The sequence below is a fragment of the Bacillus sp. FSL R5-0431 genome (genome assembly GCF_038002985.1).
GTDB lineage: Bacteria > Bacillota > Bacilli > Bacillales > Bacillaceae > Bacillus.
Map to the genome: position 1 here is coordinate 1,450,237 of NZ_JBBOOG010000001.1, position 26,205 is coordinate 1,476,441.

The window sequence follows — 26,205 nt, forward strand, 5'->3', positions numbered from 1 at the left end:
TGAAAGTGATGAAAAACTAGAGGGGGAAGAAAAAATGAATGATCTATCGACAATGAGCAGCTTGTCTACAGAAGAGATTTTACAGCTGATTGAAGAAGCAACGGCTCTCAAAAAGGGGAAACAAGAGCTTGGCTTAGCGGGAGAATTTGTAGCAAACCTCTTCTTTGAACCAAGCACAAGAACACGATTTAGCTTCGAAGTCGCCGAAAAGAAACTGGGGATGAATGTACTGAGCTTAGATGCGGCAAGCACCTCCGTTCAAAAAGGCGAAACCCTATACGATACGGTAAAAACGCTTGAATCCATCGGTGTGAAAGCTTGTGTGATCAGAGACAGCACTGATGAATATTACAACGAGCTAATCGGGAAGGTTGGGATTCCCATCATCAATGCTGGAGATGGCTGCGGGCAGCACCCGACCCAATCACTGCTTGACCTAATGACCATCTATGAAGAGTTTGGCGGCTTTGAGGGCTTAACGATTTCGATTCATGGAGACATCAAGCACAGCAGGGTGGCAAGGTCGAATGCTGAGGTTCTTTCAAGGCTGGGAGCAACAGTCCTTTTTTCAGGGCCTGCTTCCTTCCAAGATGAGCAAAACCCTCACGGAACGTATGTCCAAGTAGATGAAGCCATCACACAATCTGATGTGGTGATGCTGCTCAGAATTCAGCATGAACGACATGCTGAAAAAATGGGCAGTGAAGATTACTTATCGACTTATGGATTAACAGTAGACAGGGCAAACAACATGAAAGAACGAGCCATTATTATGCATCCAGCACCAGTGAACAGAGGTGTTGAAATAGATGATTCATTAGTAGAGTCAAAGCAGTCAAGGATTTTTAAGCAAATGGAAAATGGAGTCTATATCCGAATGGCCGTATTAAAAAGAGCTTTTCAAAATAGCAGACTACATCAAAAAGGGAGAGATTCTGTCTATGTCATATCTCATTAAAAACGGTTTTATCTTAACAAGCACAGGTGAAAAAGTGCAGCAGGATATTAGGGTAGAAGGAGAAGTGATTCAAGCGATTGGTCACTTAGAAAGAGAAGACGGAGAAGAGGTCATTGATGCTAAAGGGCTATTTGTTTCACCAGGCTTGATTGATCTGCATGTACATTTAAGAGAGCCAGGTGGAGAGAAAAAGGAAACGATTGAAACAGGCTCTAAAGCAGCCGCAAGAGGCGGATATACGACGATTGCAGCTATGCCGAATACACGTCCAGTTCCAGATACAAAAGAGCAAATGGAATGGCTCATGGATCGAATCGAAGAGACCTCTTCTGTCAGAGTACTGCCATACGCCTCCATTACAACTAGACAGATTGGGGAAGAAATGACGGACTTTGCAGCACTAAAAGAAGCAGGCGCCTTCGCTTTTACAGATGACGGAGTCGGCATCCAAACAGCAGGCATGATGTACGAAGCCATGAAAAAGGCAGCAAGTCTTGATCAAGCGATTGTGGCACACTGTGAAGATAACTCGCTCATTTACGGCGGATGCGTTCATGAAGGAGAATTTTCAAAAGCAAATGAATTAAACGGTATACCGTCCATTTGTGAATCGGTGCATATTGCAAGAGATGTTCTTTTAGCAGAAGCAGCGAACTGCCATTATCATGTATGTCATATCAGTACGAAAGAATCTGTGCGAGTCGTTCGCGATGCAAAAAAAGCAGGCATCCGTGTGACGGCAGAGGTGTCACCGCATCACCTGCTCCTATGTGATGCAGACATCCCAGGGCTTGATACAAACTATAAAATGAACCCGCCGCTCAGAGGAAAAGAGGATCGCGAGGCACTGATCGAGGGACTTTTAGATGGAACGATTGATTTCATCGCAACAGACCATGCGCCGCATACTGAAGAAGAAAAGAACGAAACGATGCAGCGTGCACCTTTTGGAATTGTCGGGCTTGAAACAGCGTTCCCGCTTCTGTATACACGATTTGTCAAAACAGGCGAATGGACATTAAAAGAACTCGTTGATTATATGACAATCAAGCCAGCAGAAGCCTTCTCTCTTCCATATGGAAAGCTGGAAGAAGGACAAACAGCTGATATCACACTCATTGATTTAAACAAAGAAATGGCAATCGATAAAAAAAGCTTCTTATCAAAAGGGCAAAATACACCGTTTGACAAATTGACTGTATCAGGATGGCCGGTCATGACGCTTGCATCTGGGAAAGTCGTGTATGAAGAGGGGAGACTAGTAAAATGAAGAGACGCTTAGTGCTAGAAAACGGAACAGTATTCGAAGGAACAGGCTTTGGCAGCTTAGAATCGTCAGTCGGAGAAGTCGTCTTTAATACAGGGATGACGGGCTATCAAGAAATTTTGTCTGATCCATCATACTGCGGACAAATTGTCACACTCACTTATCCGCTCATCGGCAACTATGGCATTAACCGTGATGATTTTGAATCGATCACACCGTTTGTAAAAGGGCTGATTGTGAAGGAGCTTTGTGAAAAGCCCTCAAACTGGCGCTCTTCATACTCACTAGATGAATACTTAAAAATGAAAAACATTCCAGGTCTTAGCGGAATCGATACACGGAAGCTGACGAGAATGATTCGAAGTGCAGGGACTTTAAGAGGGGCGTTTGCAGGACCGGATGAACAAGTGGAAGACGTAGTTCGCCGCCTTCAAACAATGCAGCTGCCGACTGATCAAGTGAGTCAAGTATCTGTTAAAAATGCGTATCCAAGCCCGGGAAGAGGAAAAAGAATTGTCCTTGTCGATTTCGGCATGAAGCATGGCATTTTGCGCGAGCTCAATAAACGTGACTGTGATGTCATCGTGGTGCCGTACAATATCACGGCAGATGAAGTGCTGCAGTTAAAGCCTGATGGGATCATGCTTTCAAACGGCCCTGGAGACCCTGTTGATGTACCAGAAGCAGTCGAGATGATTCAGCAATTGATTGGAAAGGTTCCGCTCTTTGGCATTTGCCTTGGACATCAATTATTCGCTCTTGCGTGCGGCGCAAGTACTGAAAAAATGAAATTCGGACACAGAGGCTCGAATCACCCAGTCAAAGAACTAGCCACCGGCAAGGTGACACTGACATCTCAAAACCACGGCTACACAGTTAGTGCGATTAACGAGGACGTGCTCGAAGTCACACATATCGCCCTAAACGACAATACGATTGAAGGGTTAAAACATAAAGAAGCACCAGCATTCACTGTCCAGTATCACCCAGAAGCGTCACCAGGTCCAGAAGATGCGAACTACTTATTCGACCAGTTCATGGACATGATTCATACAACTGAGAAAGAAGGGGAAGAAGTATGCCAAAACGCGTAGACATCAAAAAGATTTTAGTCATCGGTTCAGGTCCAATCATCATCGGACAGGCAGCGGAGTTTGACTATGCAGGCACACAGGCTTGCTTAGCACTGAAAGAAGAGGGCTATGAAGTCGTTCTTGTGAATTCCAATCCAGCGACCATCATGACAGATACAGAAATGGCCGATAAGGTATACATCGAACCACTGACACCAGAATTCTTAACACGAATCATTCGAAAAGAACGTCCTGATGCGATCTTGCCAACACTTGGCGGACAAACTGGACTTAACCTTGCTGTTGAATTATCAGACCTTGGCGTATTAGCTGAATGCGGTGTTGAAGTATTAGGAACAAAGCTGTCAGCTATTCAAAAAGCAGAGGACAGAGATTTATTCCGTAATCTGATGAATGAACTAAATGAGCCTGTACCAGAAAGTGAAATCATCCATAACCTTGAAGAAGCGATGGCGTTTACGAATCAAATCGGTTTCCCTGTCATTGTGAGACCAGCTTATACATTAGGCGGAACAGGCGGCGGAATTTGTACAAACGAGCAAGAGCTGAAGGAAATCGTCGAAAACGGACTGAAGTTAAGCCCAGTCACACAATGCTTACTTGAAAAAAGCATTGCAGGTTTTAAAGAAATTGAATATGAAGTCATGCGTGATAGCGGTGATCATGCGATCGTTGTTTGTAACATGGAAAACTTTGATCCTGTCGGTATCCACACAGGTGACAGTATCGTTGTGGCGCCAAGCCAAACATTAAGTGACCGTGAATATCAGCTGCTTCGCAATGTGTCGCTCAAGCTGATCCGGGCACTTGGCATTGAAGGCGGCTGTAACGTACAGCTGGCGATTGACCCAGACAGCTTTCAATACTATATCATCGAAGTAAACCCGCGCGTCAGTCGTTCTTCTGCACTTGCGTCGAAAGCAACTGGTTATCCAATTGCCAAACTTGCAGCGAAAATTGCTGTCGGATTAACGCTTGATGAAATGATGAATCCAGTCACAGGGAAAACCTATGCTGCCTTCGAACCAGCACTTGACTATATTGTGTCTAAAATCCCGCGCTGGCCGTTTGATAAATTCGAATCTGCTAACAGACGTCTTGGAACTCAAATGAAAGCAACGGGTGAAGTGATGGCGATCGGACGTACATTAGAAGAGTCCCTTCTAAAGGCTGTCCGTTCACTTGAAGCTGATGTGCATCACATTGAATTAAAAGATGAAGCAGATATCACAAACGAAGTGCTTGAAAAGCGGATTATCAAGGCGGGAGACGAACGATTATTCTATATCGCCGAGGCGCTTAGAAGAGGTTATACGGTTGAACAAATACATGAATTCTCAAAAATTGATTACTTCTTCCTTCATAAGCTGGAAGGCATCATCGCATTTGAAAAGACATTAAAAGAAAACAAAGGCAATACAGACGTATTAAAAGAAGCAAAAGATAAAGGCTTCTCAGACATCTATATTAGCCGTGAGTGGAATATGAATGAAGCGGATGTCTACAAGCTAAGACAAGAAGCAGGCATCGTACCTGTCTACAAAATGGTAGATACTTGTGCGGCTGAATTTGAATCCGAGACGCCATATTTCTATAGCACGTATGAAGATGAAAATGAATCAGAACGCACAGACAAGAAAAGCGTCATCGTATTAGGCTCAGGTCCTATCAGAATCGGTCAAGGAGTTGAATTTGATTATGCGACGGTTCATTCTGTGTGGGCAATTAAACAAGCAGGCTATGAAGCAATCATTATTAACAACAACCCTGAAACGGTCTCAACAGACTTTAGTATTTCAGATAAGCTCTACTTTGAACCACTCACTGTAGAAGATGTGATGCACATCATTGATCTTGAGCAGCCTGAAGGAGTCGTCGTCCAGTTCGGCGGACAAACGGCGATCAACCTAGCAGATGAATTATCAAATAGAGGGGTGAAGATTCTCGGCACTTCTCTTGAAGACCTAGACCGCGCCGAAAACCGAGACAAGTTTGAACAAACATTAGAAGCACTCGGCGTGCCGCAGCCTAAAGGGAAAACAGCTACGTCTGTGCCTGAAGCTGTAGCGATTGCAAATCAGATCGGCTACCCAGTCCTTGTCCGTCCTTCCTACGTATTAGGCGGTCGTGCGATGGAAATCGTTTATCAAGAAGAAGAGCTTCTTCACTACATGGAGAATGCGGTGAGAGTCAATCCGCAGCACCCAGTGTTAATTGACAAATATTTGACGGGAAAAGAAATTGAAGTAGATGCCGTATCTGATGGGGAAACTGTCGTGATCCCAGGCATTATGGAACATATTGAAAGAGCCGGGGTCCACTCCGGTGACTCGATTGCGGTTTACCCGCCGCAAACATTGTCTGATGAGATCAAAGCGAAGATCGCAGAATACACGATCAAGCTTGCAAAAGGCCTCAACATTATTGGGCTGCTAAACATTCAATTTGTTCTCTCGAAAGGTGAAGTGTACGTACTTGAAGTGAATCCTCGTTCAAGCCGGACAGTTCCTTTCTTAAGTAAAATCACGGGCATCCCGATGGCAAATCTAGCGACAAAAGTCATTTTAGGTGACAAGCTTAAAAACTATGGCTACGAAGAAGGACTTCACACAGAGCAAGAAGGGGTGTACGTCAAAGTTCCAGTCTTCTCTTTTGCAAAACTAAGAAGAGTGGATATTACACTCGGGCCTGAAATGAAATCTACAGGTGAGGTCATGGGGAAAGATGTCACAATTGAAAAAGCCCTCTACAAAGGATTAATTGCATCAGGCATTCAAATTCCTAAAGACGGAACAGTTCTTCTAACAGTTGCTGATAAGGATAAAGAAGAAGGACTTGAGATTGCAAGAAGATTCCATTCGATCGGCTATCATATTTTAGCGACAGAAGGAACGGCGAATTACTTAAAACAAGCCTCCATCCCATCAAGTGTTGTCGGCAAAATAGGAGAAGAAGGCAAAAACCTTCTCGATGTCATTCGAAACGGGGAAGCCCAATTTGTCATCAACACTCTGACAAAAGGAAAACAGCCGGCAAGAGACGGCTTTAGAATCAGACGTGAAGCTGTTGAAAATGGCGTAGCTTGCTTAACGTCGCTAGATACAGCAGAAGCCATTTTAAGAGTGCTGGAAAGCATGACATTTAGAGCGGACGAAATGCCAGAAGTGAAAACGAATGCTGAGGTGACAGTAACGATATGAAAAAAGCATACTTGACGGTCGTCTCAAACCGAGAGATCGCTGATCATATTTACGAAATGACATTAAAAGGTGACCTTGTGGACTCCTTTCAAACGGCTGGACAATTTCTTCATATCAAGGTCAGCGAGTCCATGACACCGCTGCTGAGAAGACCGATCAGTATTGCCAATATTCATGCCGAGAAACAAGAAGCAACCATCATCTACCGCGCAGAGGGAGAGGGCACAAAGCTCCTTTCCCAAAAGCGGGATGGGGAATCCATCGATGTATTAGGACCGCTTGGCAACGGGTACGATCCTTCAGTTGTTCAGCCAGGTCAGACAGCCTTACTAGTCGGCGGTGGAATTGGTGTACCGCCTTTATATGAACTGTCCAAGCGTTTAACGAAAAAAGGTGTCATCGTCAAGCATGTCCTTGGCTTTCAATCGAAAAAGGATGTATTTTACGAGGAGAAATTCCAAGCACTCGGAGATACGTTTATCGCGACAGTTGATGGGACATATGGTTCAAAGGGCTTCGTGACAGGTGTCATTGAAGAGAATGATTTGAGCTTTGATGTCATGCTTTCCTGCGGACCGACACCTATGTTAAAAGCACTAAAAGACTCTTATCCCGATAAGCCTGTCTACATTTCAATGGAAGAACGAATGGGCTGCGGGATTGGTGCTTGCTTTGCATGTGTCTGTCATACCGACCAGCACGAAAAACCTTACGTCAAAGTCTGTCTGGATGGACCTGTATTTAAAGCAGAGGAGGTGGCATTGTCATGTTAAACGTTGAGTTACCCGGCTTATCTTTAAAGAATCCGATTATCCCTGCATCAGGCTGCTTTGGATTCGGAAGGGAATTTGCTTCATTATATGACTTATCAGTGCTGGGCGGTATCATGATCAAGGCCACAACCCTTGAACCTAGATTTGGCAATCCGACACCAAGGGTAGCGGAGACAGGTGCCGGTATGCTCAATGCCATCGGTCTTCAAAATCCAGGCCTAAAAGGCGTGCTGGAAAATGAATTGCCTTGGCTTGAGCAGTTTGATACGCCGATCATTGCAAACGTCGCTGGCTCACAGGTCGATGATTATGTCGAAGTAGCCAAGCAAATCAGCCAAGCAAAAAATGTCCATGCCCTTGAACTGAATATTTCATGTCCGAATGTCAAAACAGGCGGAATTGCCTTTGGTACAGATCCTCAAATGGCAGCAGCATTGACAAAAGCGGTGAAGCAAGTCTCTTCGGTACCTGTCTATGTCAAGCTGTCTCCTAACGTAGCCAATATTGTGGAGATTGCTCAAGCGATTGAATCTGCTGGAGCGGATGGACTCACGATGATTAACACGTTAATCGGTATGCGTTTAGATTTAAAAACGGGGAAACCAATTCTTGCCAATAAAACAGGCGGATTATCAGGCCCGGCAGTAAAACCTGTCGCTGTGCGCATGGTACATGAGGTCAGTCAAGCGGTTTCTATCCCGATTATCGGAATGGGCGGGGTGCAAAGTGCTGAAGATGTACTTGAATTTTTACTAGCAGGTGCAAGTGCAGTAGCTGTTGGCACAGCCAATTTTGTGAACCCGTTTATTTGCCCAGAAATCATTGAAGAACTGCCAAGAGTGTTAGCAGCATATGGCTATTCATCTGTAGAGGAATGTATCGGAAGGAGCTGGAAACATGAAGCACTTGCCCATCATCGCGCTTGATTTTCCGGTAGCGCAGGAAGCGCTCGCCTTTTTAAAACCCTTTGAAGGGACGCCATTATTTGTGAAGGTCGGCATGGAGCTGTTTTACCAAGAAGGACCTGCTATCCTTGACGAGCTCAAAGAAAAAAACTGCCGCATTTTCCTCGATCTCAAATTACATGACATTCCAACAACGGTGCAAAAAGCAATGAACCGGCTTGCCGCACTTGGTGTTGATTTGGTCAATGTGCATGCTGCTGGCGGGAAACATATGATGCAAGCTGCGTTAGAAGGGCTTGAAAGCGGGACGCCTGCTGGACAAAGACGTCCGGGCATTATTGCAGTGACTCAGCTGACGAGTACGTCAGAAGGCATGATGAGAAGCGAATTACTCATAGACCGTCCGCTGCAAGAGACTGTCATCCGGTACGGTCAATTGGCATATGAAAGTGGACTAGACGGTGTTGTTTGCTCTGTTCATGAATCCAAAGCCCTTCATGAGCACATCTCACCTGCCTTTCTCACTGTCACGCCGGGGATTCGCTTACTAAATGATCAAACCGATGACCAAAAGCGTGTGGCGACTCCTGCTTATGCAAAAGAGCAAGGTGTTTCACAAATTGTTGTCGGAAGGTCAATCACGAAAGCTGAAAAACCATTGGAAGCCTATCATCAAATTTTAAAAGAGTGGGAGTGACTGCTAGATGAAAACAAAAATCGCTAAACACCTATTACAAATCAAAGCGGTCTCATTAAAGCCAGACGAACCGTTTACATGGGCAAGCGGTATCAAGTCACCGATCTATTGTGACAACCGTCTCACCTTGTCCTATCCAGAAGTCAGACACGACATTGCTGAAGGTCTTAAAGAGTTGATTCTCACTCATTTTGAAGAAGCGGAGGTTGTTGCTGGTACTGCAACAGCAGGCATCCCGCATGCGGCATTAGCGGCAGACCGTCTGAACGTGCCGATGTGTTATGTGAGAAGTAAGCCAAAAGCACATGGAAAAGGGAATCAAATTGAAGGAGCCGTATCAAAAGGTCAAAAGGTGGTCGTCGTAGAAGACTTGATTTCAACAGGAGGCAGTGTGCTTGAAGTGGTCGCTGCTCTTCAAGAAGCGGGCTGTGACGTACTAGGAGTTGCCGCGATCTTCACATACGGACTGCCAAAAGCTGCAGTAGCATTTCAAGAGAAAAACATTCCATATGTCACCCTAACAGACTATGACACACTGACAGACGTGGCACTTGAGCTGAAAGCGATCGAGCCTTCTGCTATGAATAAACTAAAACGCTGGAGACAAGATCCTTCCTCTGAATCTTGGATGGAAGAAACCGTCTAAAAAGCTGCGCGTACCCGCTCAGCTTTTTTATTTGGTTAAAAATAGTAAAATAGACTCAAATTCAAATAAAAACTAATCCTATCAATAAAGTCGGGTTGACTTTTGTTTGAATTGTGTTAATATTTAAGACAAATTAAAACACTTATCCAGAGAGGTGGAGGGACTGGCCCGATGAAGCCCGGCAACCTGCGATTTGCAAGGTGCTACTTCCTGCAAAATGATTCTATTTTGAAAGATAAGGAAATGAGCTTCCTCATCTTTCTTTCGGACTGAAAGGAAGTTTTTTTATTTTAACGGTGAGGAGGAAGACGAGATGGAAGTGAAGCGAAATCAGGATGAAGACTTATTGAAGCATATGCAGAAACTGAAGGAAGATATGAATTCGGTTCAGTTACGCTGATTGTTCAGGACGGTCAAGTGATTCAAGTGGAAGAAAACAGAAAAAGTCGGTTGACGTAGTGCGGAGAGTAGTGATACTCCGGAAGGGGAGAAACAATGTTAACTTATGAAAATTGGCAAGAGCCGTCCATTACATTTCAAGAGGATGATTTGTATAAAGGGGCTTTATCTGTGCTGAAATGGGCATACGGTCATTATGGTGATCAGCTCGTTTATGCATGCAGCTTTGGTATTGAAGGCATCGTCCTCATTGATCTTATTGCGAAAGTAAAAAAGGATGCAAGAATTGTCTTTTTAGATACAGGTCTGCATTTTAAGGAAACGTACGACACAATTGATGCGGTAAAGGAAAGATACCCTGGTTTAGATATTGTGCTGAAAACCCCTGAGCTGACGGTTGAGGAGCAAAACGAGCAGCATGGTGATCAGCTATGGAAAACGGACCCTCAAAGCTGCTGCCATATGCGTAAGGTCATTCCTTTGCAAGAAGCGCTATCCGGCTATCCGGCATGGCTTTCTGGCTTAAGAAGAGAGCAGTCACCCAAGCGAGCAGGGACGAACTTTTTAAATCAGGATGAAAAATTCAAATCAGTGAAAGTATGTCCGCTTATCCACTGGACGTGGAAGGACATATGGAGATATGCATCTAGAGAGGAACTTACTTATAATCCGCTGCATGATCAGGGATATCCAAGTATCGGCTGTGCCCCGTGTACACAGCCGGCATTTACTGCCGAGGATCTTCGTTCTGGCAGATGGTCAGGCACAGCTAAGACTGAGTGCGGATTACATGAGTAAGGGAGCATAATGTATGGAAATCGCCGCAATTTTATTTAGTTTATTTTTCGCTCTAAACATTGGCGCGAGTGGTGCAGCTGCTTCGATGGGCATCGCGTACGGGTCAGGTGCTATTCAAAAGCCTATCTATGCACTTAGCGTATGTGCAGTTGGGATTTTAGCAGGTTCAGTCATTGGCGGCGGTGAGGTCGTCAAAACGATTAGCTCTGGAATTATGCCTGAATCCGTCATTACACTTGAAATTGTTTGTATTATTATTGGTTCTGCTGCATTATCACTCTTTATAGCGAATCTGATGGCCATCCCTTTATCAACAAGTGAGGTCACAGTAGGTGCTGTCGTTGGAGTTGCGGTAGCGTATAAAGTATTGTATGTGAAATCCATTTTAGTCATTGTGTCATTTTGGGTCATCATTCCTATTGTTGCTTTTCTTTTTACATTCGTTGTAGTCAAAATCATCAGAATGTTCCCGAAACGAACCTTTTCAAAAAAAGGCACCATGATTTTATCGATCGTTTTGATCATCAGTGGATTTCTAGAAGCGTTTTCTGCTGGGATGAACAATGTCGCAAATGCTGTAGGCCCCCTTGTTGCTTCAGGCATTTTATCCGTTGGGCAAGGAACGCTTTACGGCGGACTTTTCGTTGCACTGGGTGCCCTTTTATTAGGAAGAAGAGTGCTTGAAACAAACGGAAAGAAAATCACTCGCTATCAAACAGGTGAAGGGATTTTGCTTTCGAGTACCGGTGCTGGACTTGTCATCGTCAGCTCTATTTTTGGGCTGCCAGTTCCACTTACCCAAATCACCTCCTCGTCTATCATTGGGCTTGGAATGGCAAAAGGCGGACCAAATATTTTTCATAAACATGTGGTGAAAAAAATGCTGAAAGTGTGGGTAGTGTCACCCTTTTTATCACTTAGCCTATCGTATTTGCTGGTGAGCCTTTTCTTAAAAGGAGACTATTATTCTATCTTTATCATGATGAGTGTACTGCTTGCCTCACTTGGTGCGCTGAGTCTGATGAAGGCAGTCAAAAATGAAAGCAGCTCGATTCATGAACAGGGCGGCGGGATTTAACGACAAATCCGACTATTTACATCTAATAAATATGAACATTGAGAGGAAGATGAACAAATGAGTTTAACACCACATGGTGGCGTATTAATTAATCGAGTAAATGAAGAGTATGATCTCAGCACGGCTGCAAAGGAAATTGAACTAGATGCTATCTCCTTTGCAGACCTTGAACTCATAGCAATTGGCGGGTATAGTCCAATTGAAGGGTTTTTAACAAAAGCTGATTATGAAGCCGTTGTGAGCAGTATGCGGTTAGCAAGTGGTGTCGTTTGGTCTCTTCCTATTACACTGCCAGTGACAAAGGAAAAGGCAGCGGAAATCCATCAAGGCGATATTGTGCGTCTATCGTATAATGGAACTGTATATGGGGTGATTGAAGTAGAGGATCAATACACACCAGATAAGGAAAAAGAAGCGGTGAATGTATATAAAACTGATGACCGCAATCATCCAGGCGTGAAAAAATTATTTGAACGCGGTGACATATACATTGGTGGTAAAATTACACTGACGAAACGCAGTGAAAAACCATTCCCTCAATTTACGTATGAGCCAGAAGAAACAAGACGGCATTTCAAAGAAAACGGCTGGAAAACCATTGTTGGTTTCCAAACGAGAAACCCTGTTCACCGTGCCCATGAATATATTCAAAAGACAGCACTTGAAACAGTCGATGGTTTGTTTTTAAATCCACTTGTCGGTGAAACAAAATCAGACGATATTCCGGCAGACGTGAGAATGAAAAGCTATCAAGTGTTATTGAACGGTTATTATCCAAAGGATCGCGTCTTTTTAGGTGTTTTTCCTGCGGCAATGCGTTATGCTGGACCAAAGGAAGCAATCTTTCACGCGCTTGTTCGTAAAAATTACGGCTGCACTCATTTTATTGTGGGAAGAGATCATGCGGGTGTTGGTGATTATTACGGCACATACGAGGCGCAGGAGCTATTTGAACAATTTACAAGTGAAGAAATTGGCATTACCCCGTTAAAATTTGAACATAGCTTCTACTGTAATACATGTGAAGCAATGGCAACACCAAAAACATGTCCTCACGATAAAAGCGAGCATGTCATTCTTTCAGGTACAAAGGTTCGAACGATGCTGAGAAACGGTGAATTACCGCCAAGCACGTTCAGCCGAAAAGAAGTTATTGAAACATTAATCGAAGGATTAAAAACGACGGTATCTTAATGGGAGGGTATGACATGAGCAATGAACATATCGTGTGGCATGATTCATCTATTACAAAAAAAGAATATCAACAGAAAAACAATCATACGAGCGGCATTATTTGGCTCACGGGTCTAAGTGGGTCAGGTAAATCAACGATCGCAAATGCAGCGGCCAGAGAGCTGTTTGAACAAGGCTATCAAGTCACCGTTCTTGATGGCGATAATGTAAGGCATGGCCTGAATAAAGATTTAGGGTTTTCAGATGATGACAGAAAAGAGAACATCCGCCGCATCGGAGAAGTGGCAAAATTATTTGTTGAACAAGGAACGATTGTCATCACGGCTTTTATTTCTCCGTTTCAAGAAGACCGCCGCATTGTCAGACAGTTAGTTGATGCGGGAGAATTTCACGAAGTGTTTGTGAAATGTGATCTGAACGTATGCGAAGAGCGTGATCCAAAGGGGTTATATAAAAAAGCCAGAAATGGCGAAATTCCATTTTTCACCGGAATTGATTCACCGTATGAAGAACCAGCAGCACCTGAGCTCGTTCTAGATACAGGTGAATTATCTCGTGAAGAGTCCAAACAGCGTCTTGTTGATTATGTAAAGGGAAGAGCGAAATAATCGCCTGATGGCAGGGGGAGAAAAGCACGATGGGGAAAGTATACATTGTGGGGGCTGGACCTGGGGATCCAGACTTAATTACATTAAAAGCCCATAAGGCAATACAGCAGGCAGATGTCATTTTATATGATCGTCTTGTCAATCAAGAAATACTCGCCCACGCCAAACCCGAGGCGGAATTAATCTATTGCGGCAAGCTGCCAAATCATCATACGATGAGACAGGAAGCCATCAATGAAGCCCTTGTGGCCCATGCAAAGGAAGGGAACGTTGTCGTTCGGCTGAAAGGCGGCGACCCCTTTGTATTCGGCCGAGGCGGTGAAGAAATCGAATGCTTAGCTGAGCACGGAATTCCGTATGAAGTCGTCCCTGGAATTACCTCTGGTATTGCAGCGGCCGCTTATGCAGGCATTCCCGTGACGCACCGTGAATTCAGCTCAAATGTCGCTTTTGTCACGGGTCACTATCAAAAGGATGAGCATTTTGAAGAAAAGTGGGAAGCGCTGGCTACAGGGATTGATACCCTTGTGATTTACATGGGCGTCAAAAACGTGGAAAGAGTGCAGCAGCTTCTTTTAAAAAATGGACGCGATCCTGAAACGCCAGCAGCGTTTATACACTGGGGAACTACGACGAGGCAAAAGACGACTTGCTGCACTGTGGCGACACTGTCTGAAACAGTTGAAAAAGAAGGCATCGAGCATCCAAGTTTAATTGTAGTTGGAGATGTCGTTCATTTTCACCAAAAACTGAGCTGGTTTGAACCCGCCTTAATCGAGAAATGAGAATGATAAAGAAAAGACACGTACATCGATCGTGTCTTTTCGTCTGATCAAAACAAGTAGAGGGAGGAGCCACATGAAACAAGCTGTACTTTATGTTGGGCATGGAAGCAGAGTAAAAGAAGCACAAGATAAAGCCATTTCTTTTATGAAAAGCTGTATGCCGTTAGTAGAAGCAGATATACAAGAAATTTGTTTTTTAGAACTGACAGCCCCTTCTATAGAAGAAGGATTTGAAGCCTGTGTGAAAAAAGGAGCTACACACATTGCGATCGTCCCGCTCCTCCTTTTAACTGCCATGCATGCCAAATCAGATATTCCAGTCGAGATTGAGAAAGTACAAAAGCGATATCCGCAAGTGAAGGTCACATACGGAAAACCAATCGGGGTCAATCAAGAAGTGACAAAAGCGGTTGCTGCAAGAATTGAAGAGGCAGGATATCAAGGCGGGAAAGCACGGATTCTTTTAATTGGCCGCGGAAGCTCTGACCCCGATGTGAAGCGGGATGTGTTTGGCATTGCAGACGATGTCCGGCGCCTGCTCCCTCTCGCAGAGGTCTTGCCATGTTTTATTACGGCATGTGAGCCAAATTACCGAGATGTTCTTGTGCAATTAACAGCAGATGATGATGCGCCTGTTTATCTCGTTCCTTACTTGTTGTTTACGGGTATTTTAATGAAAGAGATTGAAAATGAAGCGGCTCAGGCGAGAAAGAGGCTGAAAGATGTCCGGGTATGCCGGTATATTGGCTTTCATCCGCATGTAAAAGCGGCTTATATTGAACGCGTGCAAGAAACCATTTTAAACAAAGACGATGCGTTTCATTTCCAAGGAGAAAGCCATGCTTCCAGTCCATCTTGATTTAACCGATCAACAAGTGCTCATCGCCGGCGGTGGACGAATAGCCGCAAGAAGGGCAGAGGCGCTATGCATAGAGCCTTGCCATATAACCGTCGTGAGTCCTGATATTTCTAAAGAGATGGCACGTCTCATTGATACATACAACCTGAATTGGAAGGAAAAGAAAGTGGACGTGGAAGATTTAGAGGGTGCATTTTTCATTGTAGCTGCTACAAACGATCCAGCGGTAAATGAATGGATTGCACAAACAGCCCGGCCTCACCAGCTTGTGAATTGTGTGAGCCAATCAGAGCTTGGCAATGTGATCGTGCCAAAGGTGGTCAAAGCAGGGAAAGTGACGATTTCAGTCTCTACAAGCGGTGCGAGCCCAGCCCGGACAAAACAACTGGCTGCGGAAATTGAGGCGTTGCTTGAACAAGAGGATGTAGATGCACTTGACGCTCTCTATATCGAAAGAAAAAAACAACAAAGAAAAAGCCGATAAAATCTCTTTAAGGGATTTTATCGGCTTTTATTATTTTCGCAGCTTTAGGACCACATCTTCGTCAGGCGTGACAAATAATGTTTGCTGCTGATCATACGTCACAAATCCTGGCTTTGCTCCATTTGGTTTTTTCACATGCCGGATTTTCGTATAATCGACAGGAACGGAGCTCGACTCTTTTGCTTTCGAGAAGTAGGCAGCGATTTGAGCCGCTTCAAGCAGCGTCTCTTCATCAGGCGCTTGATGACGGATGACGACATGTGATCCAGGAATATCCTTCGTATGCAGCCAAATGTCGTCACGGGCAGCAGCCTTTGTGGTTAAATACTCGTTTTGTTTGTTGTTTTTTCCGACTAAAATCGGAATACCTTGAGACGATTCATACGTTTCAAGCTGAATGGCCGCCTGTTTTTTCTTTTTGGCGTTGCGCTTTTGTTTGGCGCGTAAATATTTTCCTTCAACAAGTTCTTCTCTCATTTCCTCTAAATCCTTCGGTGAGGCAGAGGATAGCTGCTGAATCAACTCTTCAAAATAAGCAATCTCTTCATGCGTTCGCTCAATTTGTTCATTGACCGCTTCTACTGCATTTTTTGCCTTTTGATATTTTGTGAAATATGCCTGTGCATTTTCAGAAGGGGTTTTGTTTGTTTTAAGCGGGATCGTGATCTCTCCGCCATCTTCATCGTAATAATTGATGACAGTCGCTTCTTTATCCCCTTTTTTGATGGCATATAAATTGGCTGTTAACAATTCGCCATAGAGCTGATATTTATATGCATGTTGAGATTCTTCAAGAGTTCTTTTCAGTTTTTTGAGCTTGTTTTCATTTTTCTTTTTTTCATTTACGACAAACCGTTCAAGGTCAGACGCCTGCTGTTTAACTCTGTCTCTCTCAGCTTTTCCGAAATAAAAGCGGTCAAGCAGCTGGCTGAGAGAGTCGAATGTCTTCATCTCGCCATGGACATGCTGAAGTTCTAATAAATAGAAATATTCTTTCCCGTCTTTTCTTGTGAGCTGCGGGGTAAAGGAGTGCATGCGAATAAGCTGGAACATGTCGAGCAGTGTATTTGGAATCGTTTCCTGATTGACAAGACCGGCCCTGTGTACAGCTTCCTTTGCAAACAGCGGAGAAACCCCAGAGAATGTATCGACAATTTGATTTGCGATCTTTCCTTCTTGAAAGCGTAAATGCTTTAAAATATCATCCTTCGTCACTTCAAACGGATTCAATTTTTGCTGTGCAGGCGGCAGAAGGTATTCGTGACCAGGAAGTACTGTTCGATAGCTGTTCACAGATGGAGAAAGATGCTTTAGGCCATCGATGATCTGCTGCGTGTCATCTTCGACAAGAATCAAATTACTATGCCTTCCCATGATTTCAATGTAGAGCTTTCGAGTCTGTTCGTCGCCAATTTCATTGCGGCTTCGTACATGAAGTACGATTACCCGGTCAAATCCAATCTGTTCAAAACGTTCAATGAATCCGCCCTCAAGATGCTTTCTGAGGAGCATACAAAACATTGGAGGTTCGCTTGGATTGTCATATTGATGCTCTGTGAGCTGAATTCTAGCGTAGCTCGGATGAGCGGATAAAAGGAGCTTGTGATTTTTTCCGTTTGCCCGGATATGAAAAATCAGCTCGTGCTTATATGGCTGATGAATTTTTGAAATTCTTCCGCCAGTTAATGTCTCTTGCAATTCATTTGTCATACCATATGTAAAAATGCCGTCAAATGACATGTTGGATACACCCTCTTCTTTCACACAAATCTACTGAAAGAACCTTCCGTTTCTCGTTCTTTAGGCAGTCTTATTATTATAGCATGATTTAGGACGAGTCTGAATAAACTGGCTTATAGAACACTGCATATGAGAGAGAACAAAAGAGGAGTGGACGAGGTCAAATGAATTGGCATGAACTGAACCAAACCGATTTATTAAAAACAATGAATACATCGATAGGTGACGGACTGTCAGAAAAAGATGTACAAAAACGGCTTGAAAAACACGGGCCAAATGAATTGCAGGAAGGGAAAAAGGCGTCGGCTCTGATCATTTTTTTAGCGCAATTTAAAGATTTTATGGTGTTAATTTTGCTTGCGGCAACGATCATTTCTGCTTTTTTAGGCGAATACATTGATGCTGTAGCAATTGTAGCGATTGTTCTGATTAATGGAGTGCTCGGCTTTTATCAAGAACGCCGCGCGGAAAAATCTCTTCAAGCGCTAAAGGAATTATCAACCCCGCATGTGTATGCAAGGAGAAATAATGAATGGGTCAAGATCCCGTCTAAACATCTCGTGCCAGGGGATATTGTGAAATTTTCGAGTGGAGACCGGATTGGGGCAGACATTAGATTACTAGAAACCAAAAGTTTAGAAATTGAAGAGTCCGCACTCACTGGCGAGTCCATCCCTGCGGTCAAACACGCAAGTCCGCTTTCACGAGACCATGTCTCGCTTGGAGATTTGACGAACATGGCCTTTATGGGGACGCTTGTTACTAGAGGAAGCGGCGTGGGCGTTGTGATTGGTACAGGAATGAATACAGCGATGGGACAAATTGCCGGCATGCTGGATGCAGCAGGGAATATGGAAACACCGCTGCAAAGACGTCTCGAACAGCTGGGAAAAATCCTGATTGTTGCTGCTTTATTTTTAACGGTGCTCGTTGTGGTTCTTGGCGTTGTACAAGGACATGATTTGTATCATATGTTCCTGGCGGGAGTATCTCTTGCAGTTGCTGCCATTCCTGAAGGACTGCCGGCGATTGTTACCGTCGCACTTTCCTTAGGAGTGCAGCGGATGATCAAACAAAAATCGATTGTCAGAAAGCTTCCGGCGGTGGAAACACTTGGCTGCGCGTCGATCATTTGCTCAGATAAAACAGGAACAATGACGCAAAATAAAATGACTGTGACACATGTATGGGCAGAGGGCAAAACGTGGAATATTTCTGGTACGGGCTATGAGCCATCTGGTGATTTCACCTTAAACGGAGAACTTGTCCATGTAGACAAACATCCAAGTCTGCAAAAGGTGTTATTATACGGGGCGCTTTGTAATACATCAACCATCGTTGAAAAAGATGGCGAAATGAGGCTTGATGGAGATCCGACAGAGGGGGCACTTCTCACCGCAGCACGTAAAGCAGGGTTTACAGAGCAATTCATCGAAGCCGGATTTCACGTTGTAGAGGAGTTTCCTTTTGATTCAGAAAGAAAGATGATGTCAGTCGTCGTCGAAACGAATCAAAAAGAGCGGTATGTCATTGCAAAAGGTGCGCCGGATGTCCTGATGAACCGTTCAAGTCATATCATGCACGGCGGCCGCACAGCTTCTTTTTCAACCACTCACAGGCAAGAAACAGAGGCTGCGATTCAAGGCTTAGCAAGACAAGCGCTGAGAACGATTGCCATTGCGTATAAAAAAGTCGGTCTGACAGAAAAAATCAACTCTGTCCAGCAGGCTGAAACCGATTTGACATTTATCGGGTTAGAGGGCATGATCGATCCACCTCGTCCTGAAGTCAGACGAGCGATTAAAGAGTGCAGGGATGCTGGCATAAAAACAGTCATGATTACAGGGGATCACGTGGAAACAGCCAAAGCGATTGCCAAAGACTTGAGCCTTTTACCAAAGCAAGGAAAGGTACTCGACGGAAAAGCGCTGGATCAGATGAGTGACAAAGAGCTTGAGCAAACGGCTGAAAATGTATACGTCTTTGCACGGGTATCACCAGAGCATAAGCTGAGAATTGTGAAGGCCTATCAAAAAAATGGACATATTGTAGCGATGACAGGTGACGGGGTCAATGATGCGCCTGCGATTAAGCAAGCAGATATCGGCATCTCCATGGGCATCACTGGAACAGACGTAGCCAAAGAAGCATCTTCTCTTATTTTACTTGATGACAACTTTGCGACCATTAAATCGGCCATTAAAGAAGGCCGGAATATTTATGAAAACATTCGTAAGTTTGTCCGGTATTTGCTGGCTTCAAATGTGGGAGAAATTTTAGTTATGCTGTTTGCGATGCTTCTAGCGCTTCCGCTTCCTCTCGTTCCTATTCAAATTTTATGGGTCAACCTTGTCACAGATGGTCTTCCAGCGATGGCACTTGGCATGGATAAGCCAGAAGGCGATGTCATGAAGCGAAAGCCGAGGAACATGAAAGAGGGCATTTTTGCTAGAGGGCTCGGCTGGAAGGTTGTATCTAGAGGATTCCTCATCGGGCTTGCGACCCTTTTAGCATTTATGTTTGTGTATCACCGCGATCCAAACAACCTGCAATATGCACAGACTGTTGCATTTAGTACGCTTGTTTTGGCGCAGCTCATTCATGTATTTGACTGCCGCAGTGAACGGTCCATCTTTGAACGCAATCCATTCGGGAATCTTTACTTGATCGGTGCGGTTTTGTCATCACTTTTACTTATGTTTGTGGTCATTTATTATCCGCCGCTTCAGCCGATTTTCAAAACGGTGGCCATTGCACCAATTGATTGGCTGCTGATCATCGGTATGTCTGCACTGCCAACTTTTTTACTGGCAGGATCACTTTTGACAAGAAAAAAATAATTCGTTATGGTATAATTTTGAGGTAATAGTGTCTGCTATTACCTTTTTCATTTTATTAATATGAAAGAATTGGGTGTTTTGACATGATACGCAGTATGACGGGATTCGGCCAAGCGAGTAAAACGGATGGAGAACTGACAGTGTCAGTTGAGCTAAAATCGGTCAATCACCGTTTTAAAGAGGTTCATGCCCGTTTGCCGAGGCCGCTTTTATATTTCGAAGACACATTAAAAAAAATCATTCTTCGTCACGTGCAGCGCGGTAGAATTGAGCTGTTTGTCACGATTGAAGGCGGTAAACTAGCAAGCCGGTCCTTGCAGATCGACTGGCCGCTGCTTGATGAATACATGAAAGCCGCAAAAGACCTCGAGAAGCGCTATCACATTTCAGGCATTCAGCATGTACATGACTTACTGGGGCTGGAGCATGCCGTTCAAGTAGAAGAGTCGGCCAGCCGAAATGAGCAGTTAGAGCAATTGCTGATGGATGCTTGTGAAACGGCTGTCAAGGAGCTTTGCTTCATGAGAGAGCAGGAGGGGACATCACTTCAAAAAGACTGTGAGCTGAGGCTTTCTGAATTAGAGGCCTATACAGAAGAAATCAAAGTCTTTGCACCAGAGGTTGTGACTCAGTATAAAGACAGGCTCAATCAGCGATTGCAAGAATGGATCGGAGAGGCGCTTGACGAAAGCAGATTGACAACAGAGGCTGCCATCTTTGCTGACCGCTGTGACATTACAGAAGAGATTACGAGATTGAAAAGTCACTTTCAGCAGTTCCAGCAAATCTTGATGCAAGGCGGTGCTGCCGGCAGGAAACTTGATTTTCTTGTACAGGAGCTCAACCGTGAAGTGAACACCATTGGCTCAAAAGCGAACCATCATCATTTAACAAAGCTGGTGGTTGAAATGAAAAGTGCTATTGAAAAAATAAAAGAACAAGTGCAAAATATAGAATAGTCATTGTGTATGCTGTTTACAGTACGTCTCTTTCGGCGAGACTAGAGACGTTTATATTACAGGGGGACGTTAGAAGATGACCATAAAGTTGATCAATATCGGATTTGGAAACATCATTTCAGCGAATCGGATGATTTCGATCGTCAGTCCAGAATCAGCACCGATTAAACGAATGATACAAGACGCAAGAGATCGAGGCATGCTCATAGATGCTACATACGGAAGAAGAACCCGTGCTGTTGTCATTATGGACAGTGACCATGTCATCTTATCTGCCGTTCAGCCTGAGACTGTCGCGCAAAGACTTTCTGTAAAAGAAGAAATCATAGATGAAGGGCAGGGGTAATACGCCATTATGAAAGAAAGAGGACTTTTAATCGTTCTCTCTGGACCTTCGGGAGTTGGTAAAGGAACGGTCAGACAAGCCATTTTCTCCCAGGAAGATACGGAATTTGAATACTCTATTTCTGTGACGACACGTAAACCGCGTGAAGGTGAAAGAAATGGTGTCGATTATTTCTTTAAATCCAGGGAAGAATTTGAACATATGATTGAAAACAAAAAGCTGTTAGAATGGGCAGAGTATGTCGGGAATTACTACGGCACGCCTGTTGACTATGTAGAACAGACATTAAGCGAAGGAAAAGATGTTTTCCTTGAAATCGAAGTGCAAGGTGCACTTCAAGTAAGAGAAGCATTTCCAGAAGGTCTTTTTATTTTCCTTGCACCGCCTAGTCTTTCAGAACTTCAAAACCGCATCATTACACGTGGTACAGAGTCTGAGGAGCTCATTCGCAATCGAATGGCTGCTGCAAAAGAAGAGATTGAAATGATGGATGCTTACGACTATGTCGTGGAAAACGATGATGTCGAGCTTGCTTGTGAAAGAATCAAAGCGATCGTCCTTGCAGAACACCTGCGCAGAGACAGAGTCGCACCAAGATATAAAAAAATGCTGGGGGTAGAATAAACTATGTTAGATCCTTCAATTGACTCATTGATGAACAAACTTGATTCAAAATATACACTTGTGACAGTGTCTGCACGCCGTGCACGTGAAATGCAGATCCACCAAGATCAGCAAATTGAAAATACAAAGTCTTACAAATTCGTAGGCAAAGCACTGGAAGAAATCGATGCCGGTCTTTTGACATTTGAAAAAGAGGATCAAGAATAACACATCGCTTCTGCTATGCAGATACGATACGTTCAAAAAAGTCAAAACTATGATTGGTTTTGACTTTTTTGAATTGTAGACGAATTTGTGAAAAAGGCCGTTAAGGGGGACAAACAAATGTTACAGTCAAAAAATATTTTGCTCGGCGTCAGCGGAGGAATCGCCGTATATAAAGCAGCTGCTCTTACTAGTAAACTCGTACAGGCGGGCGCAAATGTAAGAGTGATTATGACGGAATCTGCCCGTGAATTTGTGTCTCCGCTTACCTTCCAAGCTCTGTCTCGACATGAGGTGTATGTGGATACATTTAAAGAAAACAATCCAAAAGTCATTGCGCATATTGACGTAGCTGACTGGGCCGATCTCATTCTTGTTGCCCCTGCAACAGCACATACGATTGGTAAAATGGCGGCAGGGCTTGCAGATGATATGCTCACGACGACCTTACTTGCTTCAACCGCTCCTGTATGGATCGCACCAGCAATGAATGTGCATATGTATGATCACCCGGCTGTAAAGCGGAACATTCGCACATTATATGAGGACGGCTACCGGTTTATTGAGCCGAGTGAAGGTTATTTAGCCTGCGGCTACATTGGAAAAGGGCGGTTAGAGGAGCCTGAAAAAATTGTTGAGCACATCCGTGCATTTTTTGAAGAGCCAAAAAGCTTACCGCTTTCAGGTAAAAAAGTCGTGGTGACAGCAGGTCCTACACGAGAAGTCATCGATCCTGTGCGTTTCTTTACAAATCGATCGTCAGGAAAAATGGGCTATGCGATTGCAGAGGCTGCGCAGCAAATGGGGGCTGATGTCACGCTCATTTCAGGACCTGTTTCTTTAACGGCACCTGACCATGTACATATGGTGCACGTTGAATCGGCAGAGGACATGTATCAAGCCGTATTAGATGTGTACGAGGAAGCGGACCTTGTCATTAAATCAGCAGCGGTCGCCGACTATACCCCTGTGACATCATATCCTCATAAAATGAAAAAACAGGACGGCGCCTTAGAGATTGAATTCACCCGGACAAAAGATATTTTAAAAGAGCTGGGGAAAAGAAAAGAGCATCAAGTGCTTGTCGGTTTTGCAGCTGAAACGCAGGATGTAGAATATTATGCGAAAAAGAAAATCGAATCCAAGCATTTAGATATGATTGTGGCCAACAACGTCACAAAAGAAGGTGCAGGCTTTGGCACAGACACAAATGTAGCAGCAATCATCAAAGCAGATGGTACAACAAAAGAGCTGCCGATGATGAGTAAAAAAGACCTCGCTTTTGAAATCTTAAAGGAGGCAAAACAGCTGTTGCCAAAAGAGCGTGATCGAGCATGATTGCTGAAGTCATCGTGGATGTCACAACGAAAGCCATTGACCGGCCATTCGATTACCGTGTACCAGATCGATTCAAAGATCTCGTCAAAGCGGGAATGAGGGTGGTCGTTCCCTTTGGCCCAAGGAAGATTCAAGGGTTTGTGACAAAAGTCAAAGACGAAACAGACATAAAGACAGGAAACATCAAGGACATTGTCGATTTATTTGATTTATCACCTGTTCTGACAGATGAGCTATTGGAGCTTTCCCACTGGCTGACGGAAAAAACATTGTCCTATCACATTACGGCACTTCAATCGATGCTGCCTGCAGCCATGAAGGCGAAGTATGAAAAAGAAATTCAGGTGCTGTCAGATGAAGAACTTCCGCAGTCATTGAAAGAGCTTTTCGGTCAGCGAGATAGCATCCTTTACGCTGACATCCCGGCCGAACAACTAAAACAGATTCAAAAGCATGTCCAAAAAGGTCATCTAGAGGTAAGGTATCACGTCTCGCAAAAATCTGGAAAGAAAAAGGTGCGCATGCTCCATCTAGCTGTATCGAAAGATAAGCTTGAAGAAAAACAACAGCAGCTTAAGAAAAATGCGGTGAAACAAAAGGCACTGCTCTCCTTTTTGCTTCAAGCGAGTGAGACGGCCTTTTTAGCGAAAGACTTGCAGCAGCAAACAGGCGCGAGTTCTCAAACGCTTAAAACCTTTATTCAAGAAGGGCTGCTAACAGAAAGCTATGAAGAGGTCTACCGTGATCCTTATCGTGACCGGGCGTTTACACCATCTGCTTCACTTGATCTCATGCCAGAACAAGCAGAAGCGGCAAAACATATTCATCAAGCAGTCAGTGATGACCGGCATGAAACCTTTCTGCTGCACGGGGTGACAGGAAGCGGTAAAACGGAAATATACTTGCAGACGATTGATCATGCCCTTCAAAAAGGAAAAGAAGCGATCGTCCTCGTTCCTGAAATCTCGTTAACCCCTCAAATGGTTCAGCGGTTTAAAGAACGGTTCGGCTCAAATGTGGCTGTACTTCACAGCGGCTTATCGACAGGGGAAAAATATGATGAATGGCGGAAAATCCACCGCAAGGAAGTCAAGCTTGTCGTGGGCGCGAGATCTGCTGTTTTCGCTCCATTTGAAAATCTAGGCATGATTATCATAGATGAAGAGCATGAATCTTCTTATAAACAAGAAGAAATGCCTCGTTATCATGCCAAGGATGTCGCCATTGAACGAGCCAGAAGGCATCGATGCCCAGTCGTTTTAGGCAGTGCAACCCCTTCACTTGAAACCTACGCGCGTGCGAAAAAAGGCGTGTTTACATTGCTGACGCTTAAACATCGCGTCAACCAGCAGCAGCTGCCGCACGTTTCGTTAATTGATATGAGAGAAGAATTGAGAAATGGCAACAGGTCCATGTTTTCAGAAGAATTAATGCTCAGATTAAAGGAAGTGCTTGAAAGAAAAGAACAAGCCGTCTTATTTCTGAATAAAAGGGGCTATTCATCCTTTGTGATGTGCCGTGATTGCGGATATGTGGAGCAATGTCCTCATTGCGAAATTTCTCTCACCTATCACCGCTATCAAAAACGGCTGAAATGCCATTATTGCGGGCACGAAGCACCGGTGCCTGCTGAATGTCCAGAATGCCATAGTGAGCATATTCGCTATTTTGGGACGGGTACGCAACGTGTAGAAGAAGAGCTTACAAAAGTACTGCCTGAGGCAAGAGTGATCCGAATGGATGTGGATACAACGTCTCGTAAAGGTGCTCACGAAAAGCTTCTCACGTCTTTTGGCAATAAAGAAGCGGACATTTTGCTCGGGACGCAGATGATAGCAAAAGGGCTAGATTTCCCAGATGTCACACTTGTTGGTGTTCTCAGTGCGGATACGTCTCTTCATATTCCTGATTTTCGTTCAAGTGAAAAAACATTTCAGCTTCTCACGCAGGTCAGCGGCAGGGCAGGACGTCATGAAAAAGCGGGTTCTGTGATCATTCAATCGTATACGCCTTCTCACTATAGTATTGAATTAACGAAGCAGCATGACTATGAAGCCTTTTATGAACAGGAGATGCTGCATCGCCGCCACCAGTCCTATCCGCCGTATTACTATTTGGCAATGGTGACGGTATCACACGAGGAAGTGACGAAGGCAGCGCATGTCACTGATCAAATTGTCCAGTTCCTAAAAATGAACTGTGCACCGAATACAAGAATCCTTGGTCCGGCTGCATCACCAATCGCTAAGATCAAAGATAGATATCGATATCAATGCGTGATAAAATACAAAAGGGAAAATGAACTGGCAAGTTTACTACGGAAAATACAAGATCATTATCAAAAGGAAATGGAACAAAAACAATTGATGATTTCAATAGATATGAATCCATATATGATGATGTAAAACG

24 protein-coding genes and 1 riboswitch are annotated in these 26,205 nt (G+C 44.2%); of the genes, 23 read left to right on the forward strand and 1 reads right to left on the reverse strand.

Annotated features, from left to right (window positions below):
- The first annotated feature begins 34 nt into the window (after positions 1 to 34).
- The 16 genes from MKZ03_RS07235 (at position 35) to MKZ03_RS07310 (ending at position 15,745) form a co-directional block, all read left to right on the forward strand.
- Positions 35 to 958 (forward strand): aspartate carbamoyltransferase catalytic subunit, encoded by a 924-nt coding sequence (locus MKZ03_RS07235; protein WP_307499586.1) that lies wholly within the window; start codon positions 35 to 37, stop codon positions 956 to 958.
- Positions 942 to 2,228 carry a dihydroorotase gene (locus tag MKZ03_RS07240; RefSeq protein WP_060596206.1) on the forward strand — a complete coding sequence of 429 codons (1,287 nt, stop codon included), beginning with the start codon at positions 942 to 944 and terminating at the stop codon, positions 2,226 to 2,228. Before MKZ03_RS07235 ends, MKZ03_RS07240 begins: the two co-directional genes overlap by 17 nt.
- Positions 2,225 to 3,319 (forward strand): carbamoyl phosphate synthase small subunit, encoded by a 1,095-nt coding sequence (locus MKZ03_RS07245; RefSeq protein WP_307499588.1) that lies wholly within the window; start codon positions 2,225 to 2,227, stop codon positions 3,317 to 3,319. Before MKZ03_RS07240 ends, MKZ03_RS07245 begins: the two co-directional genes overlap by 4 nt.
- Entirely contained in the window at positions 3,304 to 6,519 is a 3,216-nt protein-coding gene (gene carB, locus MKZ03_RS07250) for a carbamoyl-phosphate synthase (glutamine-hydrolyzing) large subunit (protein ID WP_106061516.1), read from the forward strand. The genes MKZ03_RS07245 and carB overlap by 16 nt, the downstream gene beginning before the upstream one ends.
- Positions 6,516 to 7,292, forward strand: a complete 777-nt coding sequence (locus MKZ03_RS07255) for a dihydroorotate dehydrogenase electron transfer subunit (protein ID WP_060596209.1) — start codon at positions 6,516 to 6,518, stop codon at positions 7,290 to 7,292. Before carB ends, MKZ03_RS07255 begins: the two co-directional genes overlap by 4 nt.
- The gene (locus MKZ03_RS07260) at positions 7,286 to 8,218 is read left to right on the forward strand and encodes a dihydroorotate dehydrogenase (protein WP_341031409.1); all 933 of its coding nucleotides are present in this window, start codon (positions 7,286 to 7,288) and stop codon (positions 8,216 to 8,218) included. Before MKZ03_RS07255 ends, MKZ03_RS07260 begins: the two co-directional genes overlap by 7 nt.
- Complete coding sequence (gene pyrF / locus MKZ03_RS07265; RefSeq protein WP_340972671.1) at positions 8,190 to 8,894, forward strand: orotidine-5'-phosphate decarboxylase; 705 nt, start codon at positions 8,190 to 8,192, stop codon at positions 8,892 to 8,894. Before MKZ03_RS07260 ends, pyrF begins: the two co-directional genes overlap by 29 nt.
- 7 nt (positions 8,895 to 8,901) lie before the next feature.
- Positions 8,902 to 9,540, forward strand: coding sequence for an orotate phosphoribosyltransferase (gene pyrE, locus MKZ03_RS07270; protein ID WP_341031411.1), 639 nt, complete (start codon positions 8,902 to 8,904; stop codon positions 9,538 to 9,540).
- Positions 9,541 to 9,679: 139 nt separating this feature from the next.
- Positions 9,680 to 9,782, forward strand: a riboswitch (SAM riboswitch).
- 157 nt (positions 9,783 to 9,939) lie between these two features.
- Positions 9,940 to 9,999, forward strand: a complete 60-nt coding sequence (locus tag MKZ03_RS07275) for a DUF2292 domain-containing protein (protein ID WP_240667870.1) — start codon at positions 9,940 to 9,942, stop codon at positions 9,997 to 9,999.
- A gap of 36 nt (positions 10,000 to 10,035) precedes the next feature.
- Entirely contained in the window at positions 10,036 to 10,737 is a 702-nt protein-coding gene (locus MKZ03_RS07280; RefSeq protein ID WP_034662479.1) for a phosphoadenylyl-sulfate reductase, read from the forward strand.
- Positions 10,738 to 10,750: 13 nt separating this feature from the next.
- Positions 10,751 to 11,815, forward strand: coding sequence for an inorganic phosphate transporter (locus MKZ03_RS07285; RefSeq protein WP_034662477.1), 1,065 nt, complete (start codon positions 10,751 to 10,753; stop codon positions 11,813 to 11,815).
- 57 nt (positions 11,816 to 11,872) lie between these two features.
- On the forward strand, positions 11,873 to 13,009 hold the full coding sequence (gene sat, locus MKZ03_RS07290) for a sulfate adenylyltransferase (protein WP_034662474.1): 1,137 nt from the start codon (positions 11,873 to 11,875) through the stop codon (positions 13,007 to 13,009).
- A 14-nt stretch (positions 13,010 to 13,023) separates the two neighbouring features.
- A complete protein-coding gene (gene cysC / locus MKZ03_RS07295) occupies positions 13,024 to 13,617 on the forward strand; it encodes an adenylyl-sulfate kinase (protein WP_307499594.1) in 594 nt (197 codons plus the stop codon).
- 29 nt (positions 13,618 to 13,646) lie between these two features.
- Positions 13,647 to 14,402 (forward strand): uroporphyrinogen-III C-methyltransferase, encoded by a 756-nt coding sequence (cobA, locus tag MKZ03_RS07300; protein WP_307499595.1) that lies wholly within the window; start codon positions 13,647 to 13,649, stop codon positions 14,400 to 14,402.
- Between the two features lie 73 nt (positions 14,403 to 14,475).
- Positions 14,476 to 15,261 (forward strand): sirohydrochlorin chelatase, encoded by a 786-nt coding sequence (locus MKZ03_RS07305; RefSeq protein WP_340972679.1) that lies wholly within the window; start codon positions 14,476 to 14,478, stop codon positions 15,259 to 15,261.
- Complete coding sequence (locus MKZ03_RS07310) at positions 15,242 to 15,745, forward strand: precorrin-2 dehydrogenase/sirohydrochlorin ferrochelatase family protein (protein ID WP_034662462.1); 504 nt, start codon at positions 15,242 to 15,244, stop codon at positions 15,743 to 15,745. The genes MKZ03_RS07305 and MKZ03_RS07310 overlap by 20 nt, the downstream gene beginning before the upstream one ends.
- 30 nt (positions 15,746 to 15,775) lie before the next feature.
- On the opposite strand, the gene MKZ03_RS07315 is transcribed toward MKZ03_RS07310, so the two are convergent.
- Entirely contained in the window at positions 15,776 to 17,485 is a 1,710-nt protein-coding gene (locus tag MKZ03_RS07315) for an Rqc2 family fibronectin-binding protein (RefSeq protein ID WP_340972681.1), read from the reverse strand.
- A 164-nt stretch (positions 17,486 to 17,649) separates the two neighbouring features.
- On the opposite strand from MKZ03_RS07315, the gene MKZ03_RS07320 reads away from it, so the two are divergent.
- The 7 genes from MKZ03_RS07320 (at position 17,650) to priA (ending at position 26,201) form a co-directional block, all read left to right on the forward strand.
- Positions 17,650 to 20,325, forward strand: a complete 2,676-nt coding sequence (locus tag MKZ03_RS07320) for a calcium-translocating P-type ATPase, SERCA-type (RefSeq protein ID WP_066030926.1) — start codon at positions 17,650 to 17,652, stop codon at positions 20,323 to 20,325.
- 83 nt (positions 20,326 to 20,408) lie between these two features.
- The gene (locus tag MKZ03_RS07325; protein WP_034662456.1) at positions 20,409 to 21,284 is read left to right on the forward strand and encodes a YicC/YloC family endoribonuclease; all 876 of its coding nucleotides are present in this window, start codon (positions 20,409 to 20,411) and stop codon (positions 21,282 to 21,284) included.
- Positions 21,285 to 21,360: 76 nt separating this feature from the next.
- Complete coding sequence (gene remA / locus MKZ03_RS07330) at positions 21,361 to 21,630, forward strand: extracellular matrix/biofilm regulator RemA (protein WP_008344898.1); 270 nt, start codon at positions 21,361 to 21,363, stop codon at positions 21,628 to 21,630.
- Between the two features lie 9 nt (positions 21,631 to 21,639).
- Positions 21,640 to 22,254, forward strand: a complete 615-nt coding sequence (gmk, locus tag MKZ03_RS07335; protein ID WP_106030827.1) for a guanylate kinase — start codon at positions 21,640 to 21,642, stop codon at positions 22,252 to 22,254.
- Between the two features lie 3 nt (positions 22,255 to 22,257).
- Complete coding sequence (gene rpoZ / locus MKZ03_RS07340; protein ID WP_003211647.1) at positions 22,258 to 22,461, forward strand: DNA-directed RNA polymerase subunit omega; 204 nt, start codon at positions 22,258 to 22,260, stop codon at positions 22,459 to 22,461.
- 117 nt (positions 22,462 to 22,578) lie between these two features.
- A complete protein-coding gene (coaBC, locus tag MKZ03_RS07345; RefSeq protein WP_341031419.1) occupies positions 22,579 to 23,796 on the forward strand; it encodes a bifunctional phosphopantothenoylcysteine decarboxylase/phosphopantothenate--cysteine ligase CoaBC in 1,218 nt (405 codons plus the stop codon).
- The gene (gene priA / locus MKZ03_RS07350; RefSeq protein ID WP_340972685.1) at positions 23,793 to 26,201 is read left to right on the forward strand and encodes a primosomal protein N'; all 2,409 of its coding nucleotides are present in this window, start codon (positions 23,793 to 23,795) and stop codon (positions 26,199 to 26,201) included. Before coaBC ends, priA begins: the two co-directional genes overlap by 4 nt.
- The last annotated feature ends 4 nt before the right edge of the window (positions 26,202 to 26,205 follow it).